This is a genomic window from Neisseria sp. P0006.S004 (assembly GCF_051963015.1).
Lineage (GTDB): Bacteria > Pseudomonadota > Gammaproteobacteria > Burkholderiales > Neisseriaceae > Neisseria.
In genome coordinates, this window is the sequence record NZ_JBQCUS010000004.1 from 38,095 (window position 1) to 50,733 (window position 12,639).

At 50.4% G+C, this 12,639-nt stretch carries 11 protein-coding genes and 2 tRNA genes; 12 read left to right on the forward strand and 1 reads right to left on the reverse strand.

Annotated elements, in window-relative coordinates:
• The first annotated feature begins 23 nt into the window (after nucleotides 1-23).
• The 12 genes from thiD to ACTHR2_RS07175 all read left to right on the forward strand — a co-directional run bounded on the left by thiD (nucleotide 24) and on the right by ACTHR2_RS07175 (nucleotide 11,125).
• Entirely contained in the window at nucleotides 24-833 is an 810-nt protein-coding gene (gene thiD / locus ACTHR2_RS07120) for a bifunctional hydroxymethylpyrimidine kinase/phosphomethylpyrimidine kinase (protein ID WP_440375551.1), read from the forward strand.
• A 111-nt stretch (nucleotides 834-944) separates the two neighbouring features.
• The gene (locus tag ACTHR2_RS07125; protein WP_003679886.1) at nucleotides 945-1,364 is read left to right on the forward strand and encodes an OsmC family protein; all 420 of its coding nucleotides are present in this window, start codon (nucleotides 945-947) and stop codon (nucleotides 1,362-1,364) included.
• 260 nt (nucleotides 1,365-1,624) lie between these two features.
• Nucleotides 1,625-2,338: a GntR family transcriptional regulator gene (locus tag ACTHR2_RS07130; protein WP_004519550.1), complete on the forward strand. Its 714-nt coding sequence runs from the start codon at nucleotides 1,625-1,627 to the stop codon at nucleotides 2,336-2,338.
• 72 nt (nucleotides 2,339-2,410) lie between these two features.
• A complete protein-coding gene (locus ACTHR2_RS07135; protein ID WP_063068458.1) occupies nucleotides 2,411-3,190 on the forward strand; it encodes a DeoR/GlpR family DNA-binding transcription regulator in 780 nt (259 codons plus the stop codon).
• A gap of 105 nt (nucleotides 3,191-3,295) precedes the next feature.
• A complete protein-coding gene (locus tag ACTHR2_RS07140) occupies nucleotides 3,296-4,984 on the forward strand; it encodes a glutamine--tRNA ligase/YqeY domain fusion protein (protein WP_440375552.1) in 1,689 nt (562 codons plus the stop codon).
• A gap of 97 nt (nucleotides 4,985-5,081) precedes the next feature.
• Nucleotides 5,082-5,987: a hypothetical protein gene (locus tag ACTHR2_RS07145; RefSeq protein WP_263338167.1), complete on the forward strand. Its 906-nt coding sequence runs from the start codon at nucleotides 5,082-5,084 to the stop codon at nucleotides 5,985-5,987.
• 68 nt (nucleotides 5,988-6,055) lie between these two features.
• Complete coding sequence (locus ACTHR2_RS07150; RefSeq protein ID WP_263338164.1) at nucleotides 6,056-6,958, forward strand: DMT family transporter; 903 nt, start codon at nucleotides 6,056-6,058, stop codon at nucleotides 6,956-6,958.
• 244 nt (nucleotides 6,959-7,202) lie between these two features.
• A complete protein-coding gene (gene rho / locus ACTHR2_RS07155) occupies nucleotides 7,203-8,462 on the forward strand; it encodes a transcription termination factor Rho (RefSeq protein WP_003680905.1) in 1,260 nt (419 codons plus the stop codon).
• 56 nt (nucleotides 8,463-8,518) lie between these two features.
• Entirely contained in the window at nucleotides 8,519-9,877 is a 1,359-nt protein-coding gene (locus ACTHR2_RS07160) for a deoxyguanosinetriphosphate triphosphohydrolase (RefSeq protein WP_263338159.1), read from the forward strand.
• Between the two features lie 132 nt (nucleotides 9,878-10,009).
• A tRNA-Arg gene (locus ACTHR2_RS07165) sits at nucleotides 10,010-10,086 on the forward strand.
• 12 nt (nucleotides 10,087-10,098) lie between these two features.
• Nucleotides 10,099-10,173: transfer RNA gene (locus ACTHR2_RS07170), tRNA-Glu, on the forward strand.
• A 394-nt stretch (nucleotides 10,174-10,567) separates the two neighbouring features.
• Nucleotides 10,568-11,125: a hypothetical protein gene (locus ACTHR2_RS07175; protein ID WP_263338156.1), complete on the forward strand. Its 558-nt coding sequence runs from the start codon at nucleotides 10,568-10,570 to the stop codon at nucleotides 11,123-11,125.
• Nucleotides 11,126-11,208: 83 nt separating this feature from the next.
• Here ACTHR2_RS07175 and ACTHR2_RS07180 read toward each other — a convergent pair whose 3' ends face one another.
• Nucleotides 11,209-12,519 (reverse strand): NCS2 family permease, encoded by a 1,311-nt coding sequence (locus ACTHR2_RS07180; protein WP_263338153.1) that lies wholly within the window; start codon nucleotides 12,517-12,519, stop codon nucleotides 11,209-11,211.
• Nucleotides 12,520-12,639: the final 120 nt, after the last annotated feature.

Consider the following 12,639-nt stretch of genomic DNA (forward strand, 5'->3'; position numbering starts at 1 on the left):
CGTCTGAAAAACAGGAGGACACGATGGACGAACTTTTTATTCAAACGCTGACGATTGCCGGCTCAGATTCCGGCGGTGGCGCGGGTATACAGGCGGATTTGAAGACATTTCAAATGCGCGGCGTGTTCGGCACCAGCGTACTGACCGCGGTTACTGCACAAAATACCTTGGGCGTATCGGCAGTGCATCCAATACCGACCGACATGATTACCGCACAAATTGCCGCGATTCAGGAGGATTTCCAAATCCGTGCCTATAAAATCGGCATGCTGGGTACGGCGGAAATCATCGAATGCGTGGCGGAACAAACCGCCGAATGCGATTTTGGCAAACGCGTGTTGGATCCGGTCATGATTGCCAAAGGCGGCGCGCCGTTGTTGGAAAACTCAGCCGTCGAAGCCATGAAACGCCTGCTGCTGCCGCATACGGACGTCTTGACCCCCAATCTGCCCGAAGCGCAGGCGTTGACGGGTATCAATATTGAAAAGCGCCAAGATGCGGAACGCGCCGCTAAAATTCTTCAGGATTGGGGCGTGAAAAATGTGGTAATTAAAGGCGGCCATCTTGCCGACAGCCAAAGCGAATATTGCACCGACTGGCTGTTTACGCCATACGAAACCATTGAGCTAAACAGCAAACGTTTCCCGACGCCGCATACGCATGGCACGGGCTGCACGTTTTCGGCCTGCATTACTGCCGAGTTGGCAAAAGGGTTTAGCGTACCCGAGGCGGTTCAAACGGCAAAAAACTATATTGCCGCCGCCATTTCCCATCCTTTGGGCATCGGGGCAGGGCACGGGCCGGTCAACCATTGGGCGTATCGGGACGAATAATGCGTTCAGGCCGATTGTAATTGATTGTATTTTTCAGACGGCCTGACTAGGTTTATCACTTGAAATTGTTTACAATATCGGATTAATGCTTTTACGGATAAAAAAGACACCATGCAAGTTACTTCAAAATGGATAGACGGAATGTGCTTCGTCGGTACAACGGCAAACGGACACAGCGTTGTGATGGAAGGCGCGGCGGCTGAAGGCGAAGTCAAACGCGGCCCCAGCCCGATGGAAATGCTGTTGTTGGGTGTAGCAGGCTGTTCCAGCATCGATGTCGTGATGATTGCCGAGAAACAACGCCAAAAAATCACCGACTGCCGTGCCGAAGTGACTGCCAAACGCGCCGACACCGCGCCGCGCGTGTTTACCGAAATCCATATCCACTTCAAAGTGTATGGTCGGGATTTGCAAGAAAGCGCGATCGAACGTGCCGTACAGATGTCTGCCGAAAAATATTGCTCCGCATCGATTATGCTGGGCAAAGCGGCAAAAATGAGCCATAGCTTCGAGATCGTCGAAACAGAATAGGGCGGTTTCAGGATGGGAGTGCAGGAGCGTGAATCTGCTACCCACAAAAAAGCAGATATATTCACGCATTAACATGAATATATCTGCTTGCTTTTTATTCCTTTTTCTCTCTCTCTATCAGCCTTTATAACTTGGCTTGTTGATCTCATTGTGCAAGTTTCGTTTAACATTGTCAACAATTTTTAATTATATTTTAAACAACCCCGAAAGCTGCAGGTTTGTAAACGCTTGCGCCTTAATACGGATACAGGGGAAACAGTATGGATTACGAAAATAATACCAACGTTGCGCCTGCAACTTCATCGCTTATTTTGGAAGAGCGTCACGATTCCGAACTCTTCCGCGTGTACGCCTTGATTTTGGACGGCATTACCGACCATCTGCTGCTGCCGGGCAAAAAACTGACCGAGTCCGAGCTTTGCCGACAAATGGTTTGCTCGCGCAATACCGTGCGTGGCGCATTGTCGCTTTTGGCGCATGATAAAATCGTCGATTTGCAGCCCAATCGCGGCGCATTTGTCCATGTGCCGGACTTGAAAGAAATGAAAGACGTGTTCAACACGCGTATTGAAATGGAAAGCATGATTTTAAGCGTCCTCATCGATATGCCTGATTTGGAAACGCGTCTGCAACCGCTTTACGCCATGATTGAGCAAGAGGGCGCAGCCTCCGAAAGCGGCGACCGCGTGGGTTGGAACCGCCTGTCCAATGCCTTCCATGTCGAATTGGCGCGGCTGCTGGACAACGATGTCCTGTTTGAAATCATGAATACCTTGTGCGCGCGTTCTTCATTGATTGTGGCTGTTTCCGATCCGCTTCGCAAAGAAAAGCGCAACATCGATTCCAATTCGCACCATGAACACCGAGAAATCCTCGATTTGTTGCTGGCAGGCAAGCGCAACCGTGTGACCAAAGTCATGCGCCGTCACTTGGGCGCGTGTATGGAACGCTTGGAACAGAAACTCGAGATGTAATCGGTTTGACAATAAAAAGGCCGTCTGAAATATTCAGACGGCCATTGGTTTATCCCTACAAAGCGAAACGCCATGAAACCCAAAATCCAAAGACACGAACATATCCTCACCCTTGTCCGCGAACATAACTTTATGACGGTGGAAGAATTGGCGGCGAATTTGGATGTTACGCCGCAAACCATACGCCGCGATGTGCAGGAGTTGAGCGAAACCGGACAGCTCAAACGCTATCACGGCGGCGCATCTTTGGGCGACGTTTCAGTCGTAACGGCAGGGCAGGAGCGGCGCAACCATCAGCAGCAGGAAAAAAATGCCATTGCCCGATTGATTGCTTCCACCATTCCCGATAATGCCTCGCTGTTTATCAGCATCGGCACCACCATGGAAGCCGTCGCCGCCGAGTTGGTCAGACAGCGTAAAAACCTGCGAATTATCACCAACAATATCTACGCCGCCTCCATCACTGCGGCACGTACCGACTACACGGTCATCATCGCTTCCGGCGTGGTCCGCCCCTTGGATGGCGGTATTACCGGCGTGGCAACCGTCGATTTCATCAACCAATTCAAAGTTGACTATGCCATCATGAGTACCCACGGCATAGAAAACGACGGCTCGCTTTTGGATGACGATTACAAGGAAGTCAGCGTCATGCAGGCGATGGTGAACAATGCCCGCGTGCGCTATCTTGGCGTCGACCACAGCAAGTTCAACAGCAATGCCTTGGTCAGACTGGGCGATATCGGCGCATTCGATAAGCTGTTTACCGACCGCCCACCATCCGCCGCCATGCAGAAAACCCTAAACGAGCGCGGCGTAGCGTGGCAGGTTGCCGACCCTGTATCAAAGTAGCCAAGTCGGGTACAATTGAGCCATCATTCCATTCCTTTCAGACGGCCTGATTGAATACTCAGGCCGTCTGAAAACAGAAAATCATTTTCCCATCAAAGAAATATTATGTTGAATAAAGACCAATTCGCGGACAACCACTTTATCCGCACCATTATCGATGAAGACCTCAAAAGCGGTAAACATACAGCCATCCAAACCCGTTTCCCGCCCGAGCCGAACGGTTATTTGCACATCGGCCACGCCAAATCCATCTGCTTGAACTTCGGTTTGGCTTATATTTATGATGGTTTGTGCAACCTGCGTTTTGACGATACCAACCCTGAAAAAGAAAACGACGAATACGTCAACGCCATCAAAGAAGATGTTGAGTGGTTGGGTTTCCATTGGGCGGGCGAGCCGCGTTTTGCTTCCAACTATTTCGACCAGCTTTACGATTACGCCGTCGGTTTAATCAAAGACGGCAAAGCGTATGTCGATGATTTGACCCCTGAAGAAATGCGCGAATACCGCGGTACGCTGACCGAAGCAGGCAAAAACAGCCCTTACCGCGACCGCAGCATCGAAGAAAACCTCGACCTGTTCACGCGTATGAAAACCGGCGAGTTTCCAGACGGCAGCAAAACCTTGCGCCTGAAAATCGACATGGCATCGGGCAACATCAATATGCGCGACCCCGTCATCTACCGCATCCGCCGCGCCCATCACCACAACACCGGCGACAAATGGTGCATCTATCCGATGTACGACTACACGCATTGCATTTCCGATGCCATCGAAGGAATCACGCATTCCCTGTGTACGCTCGAGTTTGAAGCACACCGCCCGCTTTACGACTGGGTGTTGGACAACATTCCTGCGCCGCACGCCACGCGTCCGCGCCAATACGAGTTTTCCCGTTTGGAGCTTTTGTATTCCATCACCTCCAAACGCAAGCTGAACCAACTGGTTTCAGAAGGTCATGTTTCCGGCTGGGACGACCCGCGTATGCCGACCATTTCCGGTATGCGCCGCCGCGGCTACACGCCCGAAGGCCTGCGCCTGTTTGCCAAACGCGCCGGTATTTCCAAATCTGAAAACATCGTCGATATGAGCGTGTTGGAAGGCGCGATTCGCGAAGAGCTGGAAAACTCCGCCCCGCGCCTGATGGCGGTTTTGAACCCGCTCAAAGTGACCCTGACCAACTTTGAAACCGGTAAAACCCAAAGCCGCCGTGCCGCGTTCCATCCGAACCACGAAGAAATGGGCGATCGCGAAGTACCTATTTCCCAAACCATCTACATTGAAGCCGACGACTTTGCCGAAAATCCGCCCAAAGGCTTCAAACGCCTAATTCTCGGCGGCGAAGTGCGTTTGCGCCACGGCTATGTCATCAAGTGCGACGAAGTAGTAAAAGACGAAGCAGGCAATGTGGTTGAGCTCAAGTGCAGCATCGACCATGATACCTTGGGCAAAAATCCCGAAGGCCGAAAAGTCAAAGGCGTGATTCATTGGGTGTCTGCCGAACATGCCGCCGAAATCAAAGTCCGCCTCTATGACCGCCTCTTTACCGTCGAGCGTCCCGATGCCGTGCGCGGCGAAGACGGCAACTACCTGCCGTTTACCGATTTCCTCAATCCAGAATCCATCAAGGAAATCACCGCCTACGCCGAGCCTGTCGCAAAAGATTTGCCGGCGGAGAGCCGTTGGCAGTTCGAGCGTATCGGCTATTTCGTGACCGACCGCAAAGACCACAGCAAAGACATGCCGGTGTTTAACCGCACGGTAACGCTGAAAGATTCTTGGCAGCCTAAGTAATCTGTTTGCAGTCGTTAAATTGAAGGCCGTCTGAAAACGTGAAATCCGGTTTTCAGACGGCCTATTTTCTGAATACAAAGAAAAGGAAATACGTGTTTTGGATAGTTTAATTCTTATTGTCATGGCTTTATTGGTTATGGCCGCCATAGTTTGGATTGCCAGTATTGTGGCAATTGTTAAATCCAAAAATCCGCTGATTAGGAATTCAGCCATCATTTTCAATTTGATCTTGGTGTCATTGTTTGGCATGTATATGGTTAAGGCATGGCAAACTCAAAGATATAATGATTCAAGTTATCAAACGGCTAAAGAGGAGTTGGTGATTGATGGTATACGAATCCCGGCAGGCTCTAAGCTGACCGTAGCTCCTCAGGATGGAGTATCGGAAAAGCCTGATTTTTCTACTTTTAGCGAAGTTACATTTTCTCACCCTGTTGAATGGAAAGGTATCGAAGTTAATGGAATGAATCGTTCTGCGTACCAGACTGAAGATGGTTATCAAGCAACACTGACGATAAATGCTATCGAGGAAGTCAGGACGGTTGATGTGGAAGGGTGGTCCTGCCGGCGTGACGGAGAGATAGAGTGGCAAGCATTGACTAAAGGTGGCAAGGTGCCGTCCAGTCCTGCTGATTATTTCCTATCAAGTTGCATGTTAAACGAATCAGCCGAAGTGTCCCTGCCTGAGTGGTTTGTGGATGGGAAATTGTATTTTATGCGAGTGATGCGCACTGAACGTGACGGTTATTGGCAGGTAAATATTGCTTCCAATGATCAGCCTTATTGGGGAAACGTCATTCTTGATTCAAATAAACAGTTAAAAAACATTGAGCTGACATTAGCACAGAAAAACTTGCCAGGCTGTGCGATTGATGATGACGGTGTTACGCTGGAATGGGATAGGGGTAAACCGGATATCGTTACAGTAGCAAGCACTGTTGATTTGCCTGAATTGTGCTGGGGTAAAAAAGTTGTCCGGCCCAAATCAAAGGCGGCAGAATAGAGGTATTGAAGGCCGTCTGAAAACGTGAAATCTGGTTTTCAGACGGCCTTTGTCGATAAAGGGATGAGATGGAACGTTATTCTGTACATTTGAAACTGCTGGGAATGGCGGTGTTGTGGGGCGCATCCTGGCCGATGGGGCGTATGCTCGGGCAGTCGTTGCCACCGCTGACGGGCGGGGCGGTTCGGTTTGTACTGGCTTCGGTTTTGTTGTTGGGCTGGTTGTTTGCGCGCAGCAGGTTCGCGACTTTGGCGGCTTTGTCGGTGCGGCAATGGCTGGGTTTGACGGCGGCTGCTTCCGTCGGCGTGTGCGGCTATGCGGTGTTTTTTATGCTGGGTTTGCAGACTATGCCGGCAGGCAAGGCGGCGGTGGTCGTGGCGATAAATCCCGTGCTGACGCTGCTGTTGGCGACTTGGTTTTTCGGCGAGCGTTTAAATGCGAAGATTTTGGCGGGCATGCTGCTGGCGGTCGGCGGTGCCATTATGGTGGTAACGCAAGGGCAGCCGTTGACGGTATTATCCGGCGGCATCAAGGCAGGAGAGTGGTTGATTTTCGGCTGCGTGGTCTGTTGGGCGGCCTATACTTTAATCGGGCGCGCGGTTTTGCGCGGGATAGATGCGCTGACGGTAACGACGGCAACATCGTTCATCGGTGCGTTGATGTTGTCGGTGGTGGCGTTGTGGACGGACGGAATGCCGTTTGAGGCGATAGCGGCAATGGATGGGCGAGGCTGGACAGCCTTAGCGTGGCTGGTCATCGGCGCGACGGTATTGGCCTATGCGTGGTATTTTGAAGGCGTGAAGACTTTGGGTGCAGGCAGCGCGGCGGCGTATATTACGCTCGTGCCGATTTTCGGTGTGCTGTCTTCGGCGTGGTTTTTGGGCGAACCGCTGCATATTTCTCTGGTTGCAGGCTGCGCGGCGGCGGTCGGCGGCATGACGCTGATGCGGTACGGGCAGAGGGCCGTCTGAAGTTGGGTAAATACTCGGATTTTTGATGATAAGATTGCGGTTGCCACGTTACTTCCAGCCGTAATCTTATTGCAGGATAAGACCAAGTCACGGCTTTAGTGTTCGATTTAAAAATTTGACACCCCGCTTCCAACTGCCTAAAATTCAACTTTCTCAAAAATCTACCGTATCCTGCGGCACGATTTCATACTTTCAGACGGCCTGTGTGCCATCTCTCTGATACCATCCAAAATATATCAATACTATGCACGTTTCAGAACTCCAAACCCTCCACATTTCCAAACTCTTGGAAATGGCAGAAGAACATGGCATTGAAAACGCCAACCGTTTCCGCAAACAAGACCTCGTTTTTGCCATCGTCCGTCAGATGATGAAGCAGAATGTCAGCTTTACCTGTTCCGGTACGCTCGAAATCCTGCCCGACGGCTTCGGTTTCCTGCGCAGCGCAGATACTTCTTATCTTGCCGGTCCTGACGATATTTATGTTTCGCCCACGCAAATCCGCCGCTTCAATCTGCACACCGGCGATACCATCGAAGGCAGCGTGCGCGTACCTAAAGACAACGAGCGGTATTTCGCGCTTGTCCGCCTCGATACCATCAACGGTGATCAGCCCGAAGTCTGCAAACACAAAATCCTCTTCGAAAACCTCACACCTTTATTCCCAACCGAACAATTCAAGCTCGAGCGCGACATCAAAGCCGAAGAGAATCTGACCGGCCGCGCCATCGACTTGGTTTCCCCAATCGGTAAAGGCCAACGTGCATTGTTGGTTGCGCCGCCTAAAACCGGTAAAACCGTGATGTTGCAAAACATTGCCCACGCCATTACCGCCAATTATCCCGATGTCGAGCTGATTGTCCTGTTGATTGACGAGCGTCCGGAAGAAGTGACCGAAATGAGCCGTTCTGTACGCGGCGAAGTGGTTTCCTCTACGTTTGATGAGCCTGCGCAACGCCATGTACAAGTGGCCGAGATGGTGATTGAAAAAGCCAAACGCATGGTCGAACACAAAAAAGACGTGGTAATCCTGCTGGATTCGATTACCCGTTTGGCGCGCGCCTACAATACCGTCGTGCCGACTTCGGGCAAAATTCTGACCGGCGGTGTCGATGCCAACGCTTTGCACCGTCCGAAACGCTTCTTCGGTGCAGCGCGTAATGTGGAAGAGGGCGGTTCGCTTACCATTATTGCGACAGCGCTTGTCGAAACCGGCAGCCGCATGGACGACGTGATTTACGAAGAGTTCAAAGGCACGGGCAATATGGAATTGCACCTTGACCGCCGAATGGCAGAAAAACGCCTGTTCCCGGCCATCAGCATCAATAAATCCGGTACGCGCCGCGAAGAATTGCTGGTGCCGAACGATCAGTTGCAGCGCATGTGGCTCTTGCGTAAATTCCTCCATCCGATGGACGAAATCGAAGCGACCGAGTTTTTGGTGGGCAAACTCAAAGACTCCAAAAACAATGACGATTTCTTTGAATTGATGCGCGGTAAATAAACATAAGGCCGTCTGAATATGTTTCAGACGGCCTTTACTTTGCTTAAGGAACCTTTATGACCATCCGAATGAATTGGCAAAACTTATTGTCCACCCAACGCTTCCGTACCAAAAACGGCGAAATCGTGCCGACTGTTACCCCTTCGACTCAGGAAGGTGCCGATGCTTTGCGTACGGATTTCCATATCGACTACGACCGGGTTGTTTTTTCCGGAGCCTTTCGCCGCCTTGGCCGTAAAACTCAGGTGCATCCGCTGGCGCAACATGACTTGACGCACAACCGCCTGACGCACAGCGTTGAAGTTGCCAGCGTGGGCAGGAGCTTAGGCAACCGCGTGGGCGTGATGTTGCACAACGGCGGTTTTCTGCCGCAGGGCAATACGCCCAGCGATATTGGTGCCGTGGTGCAGGTTGCCTGTTTGGCGCATGATTTGGGCAATCCGCCGTTTGGCCATACCGGCGAAGATGCTTTGCGCGATTGGTTCAGACGGCCTGAACATCAAATTTATCTGAACACATTAAACGAAGCGGAACGCAACGATATTCAAACCTATGAAGGCAATGCGCATAGCCTGCGTATCGTTGCCAGCCTTGAAATGTATCCGGAGGCGGGCGGAATGCGCCTGACTGCGGCAGCCATCGGCGCATTGCTGAAGTATCCGTGGACAACGCAACATCCGAACGGCAGAAAGAAATTCAATATTTATCAAACAGAGTTGCCATTTATCCGCCAAGTTGCCGACGAATTGGGACTGGTTTCTGCAGGAGAAGACAGCTGGGCGCGCCATCCTTTGTCTTATTTGATGGAGGCTGCCGATGATATTTGTTACGCCTTGCTGGACTTGGAAGATGCCGTCGAATTGGATTTGCTCACGGATACGGAAGTGGAGAGTATCTTGTCCGAGCTGACCTTTGCTGAAAGCGCATGGCACGCCAGCTCCAGCCGTCAGCGTTGCGCCATGTTGCGCGGCATTGCGATTGGCAAGGCGATTGATGATGTTGCGCAAACCTTTATGCTGCATCAGTCCGATTTACTGGATGGAACATTCAAAGGCAAAGACTTGCTTGCTCTGTGCAGCCCGCAAGTGCAAAACACTTTGGCAAAAGCGAAAGAATTGGCGCAAACACGGATTTTCCGCCATCACACCAAACTCTTGACCGAGATTGCCACGTTCCCATGTTTAGGCTCCATCTTGGATTTACTTGTTCCTGCCGCTTATGCCCTGATTGCTGAAAAACAGTTGGCAACGCGTCAGTCTTTGGCGTTGGAATTATTGAAAAAGCACAATCCGATTCTTCCTGAAGACAGTCTGTATCAGGCCTATATGAAGATTTTGGATTTTGTCGGCGGTATGACCGATAACTCCGCCGCCAAAATGGCGCAGGATTTGTCAGGAGTAGGGATTTTACGTTAATTTTATATTGTTTAATTTCAATCATCTAATTAAAAATATAAAAAATATCTGCGAAAAGAGTAGACAGGTTTCAGTAAAGCCTATATTATTCGGTCTTCTTGATTCACAACGCACTAGCGAAGTGATGAGGATGCACCCGTAGCTCAGTTGGATAGAGTATCTGGCTACGAACCAGAGGGTCGGGCGTTCGAATCGCTCCGGGTGCGCCACAAGATTTATCCGCGCCCATCGTCTAGCGGTTAGGACATCGCCCTTTCACGGCGGTAACCGGGGTTCGATTCCCCGTGGGCGTGCCAGTTTTCAAAAAAACGCAATCTGTTTCAGATTGCGTTTTTTTATTACATTTACTGTTTGTGTTCTAAGGCCGTCTGAAACGCTTAGCAATTCAAGAGACAGAAGTGTGTAAAATAAATTGCCCAGACTTTTTGTCGTCTATATGCGCTTTTCAATCTCATTTTACCATTGCCAAAACCCAATTTATTGACAACAGTATTCATCTTAAGAGTTCCTAAACCTGAATTTACATGATTTCATATTTATAATTTCTTGATTTTAGAAAATAAAAATATTTATTTGAACTTTTATTAAAAAATGCCGTCTGAGATAAAGACAAGACGGAATATCTCTGTTAATGTGTAAATGTCAGCCGGCGTTTGCCGGTTTTTTATTGAAACCATTTGGGAGTCAATTATGAATATGAATGTTAAATTAATCGTTCCTGCCGTTTTGGCGGCTGTTGCCCTGACTGCATGTAGCAGCGGTTCTAAAGCCAAACCTGAAGCTAAAGCTGCGCCTACTGCGCAACAACAAACTCAAGCTCAGGCTAAACAAGCTCAAGCTCCAGTACCTAATACTTTGAAAGTAGACTCTATCGACGGTACTAAAGAAGTTCACTACAAATGCGGTAAAGACGGCAAAGAGCCTCTGAGCGTAATGTACGGCTTCAAAGGCAACGAAGTTGTTGCTGCACAAGTAAAATACAAAGGCCAAGTAACTGAAAACCTGTTCCGTATCACTGACAGCAGCAAAGATGTAAACGCATTCTGGGGCGGCAATGTCGCTTGGGTTGCTGAAGCAGCTACTGCAGCCAACGTAGACAAAGTTGACGGCAACATGCTGACTATCCGCGGTACTACCGAAGTAAACGGTAAACAAGAAGTGGTTGATCAAATCGTTACCCGCTTCTGCGCATTGGACAAAGGCGCGAAAGCTGCCGCTAAACCAGCTGCTAAAAAAGTGAAAAAATAATCTTTTACCGACAGCTTTAAACGCTGGGTAAAATAAAACAGGCCGTCTGAAAAGTTTTCAGACGGCCTGTTCTTTTGAGTGGTTTAACCCAAGAACCAGAATTTCAGTGCCCACAATACGGCGACAATCCATACCATAGGCGGTACGTCTTGGGTGCGGTTGCACAAGAGTTTGATGAGTGCGTAGCTGATAAAGCCAAACGCGATACCGTCGGCAATCGAGTAGGTAAACGGCATGAAGACGATGGTCAGGAATGCCGGTGCGGCTTCGGTCATGTCGTCCCAATCGATTTCACGCGCGCTGCGCAACATTTGCGCGCCAACATAGAGCAGGGCGGGTGCGGTAGCGAATGCAGGGATGCTTTGAACCAGTGGGGAGAAAATCAGACAGGCCAGCATCAGTACGCCGACGGTAACGGCAGTCAGGCCGGTACGGCCGCCGGCAGAAACGCCTGCCGCGCTTTCAACGTAAGGGGTAGTGGAAGAAGTACCCAAGGCGGCGCCTGCGATAATGGCGGTAGAGTCGGCAAGCAGGGCGCGTTTCAAACGCGGCAGTTTGCCGTCTTGCAACAGGCCTGCGCGGTGGGAAACGCCGACCAATGTGCCGGTAGAGTCAAACAGGTCAACCAGGAAGAATACAAAAATCACGCTGACCATGCTGACGGTGAACAAGCCTTTAAAGTCCATCTGCATGAAGGTTGGCGTAATGCTCGGAACTTCGCCGACCACGCCTTTGAACTCGCTCAAGCCCAAGATGGTGGAGATGGCGGTCAGCGTCAGAATGGTAATGATGATGGAGCCTTTAACGCGGAAGTGGCCAAGTGCAACCACCATGACAAAGCCAGCCATCGCCAGCAGGGCGGTAGGTTGGTGGATGTCGCCCAAACCGACCAATGTGGCAGGATTAGCCACAATCACGCCTGCGCCTTTGAGTGCAATCAATGCCAAGAAGAGGCCGATACCTGCGGCAATCGACATTTTCAAGCCCATAGGCAGAGCGTTGACCAGCATTTCACGCACTTTAAAGAAGCTGAACAGGATGAAAATAATGCCGGAGATGAAAACGGCACCCAAAGCCACACGCCAGTCTACGCCCATGCCTTTGACGACGGCAAAGGTAAAGTAGGCGTTCAAACCCATGCCCGGAGCGAGGGCAATCGGGTAGTTGCCGACAAAGCCCATCACGAAACAGCCGATGGCGGAGGCGATACAGGTGGCCACAAATACTGCGCCCATATCCATGCCGGTTTCGCCCAAAATCAGGGGATTGACGATGATGATGTAGCACATAGCGAGGAAGGTGGTCAAACCGGCCATGATTTCAGTGCGGACGTTGGTCTGATTGGCACTCAGGTTGAACAATCGTTCCAAAACGCTTTGATTTGAAGAACTCATTTAAAAATATTCCTTTTGGAAAAGCCACTTGCGGGACGGCATCGTCGGATTGGTCTGCAAAAAGTTTGGTTTTTGGCCTTAACTTCTCAACAGATAAGGGAATTTTCGGGCGGTATTATA

Excerpts from the sequence above, each read along its gene's own strand:
- thiD (WP_440375551.1), top strand. The coding sequence starts at position 24 with ATGGACGAACTTTTTATTCAAACGCTGACGATTGCCGGCTCAGATTCC.
- ACTHR2_RS07125 (WP_003679886.1), top strand. The coding sequence starts at position 945 with ATGCAAGTTACTTCAAAATGGATAGACGGAATGTGCTTCGTCGGTACA.
- ACTHR2_RS07130 (WP_004519550.1), top strand. The coding sequence starts at position 1,625 with ATGGATTACGAAAATAATACCAACGTTGCGCCTGCAACTTCATCGCTT.
- ACTHR2_RS07135 (WP_063068458.1), top strand. The coding sequence starts at position 2,411 with ATGAAACCCAAAATCCAAAGACACGAACATATCCTCACCCTTGTCCGC.
- ACTHR2_RS07140 (WP_440375552.1), top strand. The coding sequence starts at position 3,296 with ATGTTGAATAAAGACCAATTCGCGGACAACCACTTTATCCGCACCATT.
- ACTHR2_RS07150 (WP_263338164.1), top strand. The coding sequence starts at position 6,056 with ATGGAACGTTATTCTGTACATTTGAAACTGCTGGGAATGGCGGTGTTG.
- rho (WP_003680905.1), top strand. The coding sequence starts at position 7,203 with ATGCACGTTTCAGAACTCCAAACCCTCCACATTTCCAAACTCTTGGAA.
- ACTHR2_RS07160 (WP_263338159.1), top strand. The coding sequence starts at position 8,519 with ATGACCATCCGAATGAATTGGCAAAACTTATTGTCCACCCAACGCTTC.
- ACTHR2_RS07175 (WP_263338156.1), top strand. The coding sequence starts at position 10,568 with ATGAATATGAATGTTAAATTAATCGTTCCTGCCGTTTTGGCGGCTGTT.
- ACTHR2_RS07180 (WP_263338153.1), bottom strand. The coding sequence starts at position 12,519 with ATGAGTTCTTCAAATCAAAGCGTTTTGGAACGATTGTTCAACCTGAGT.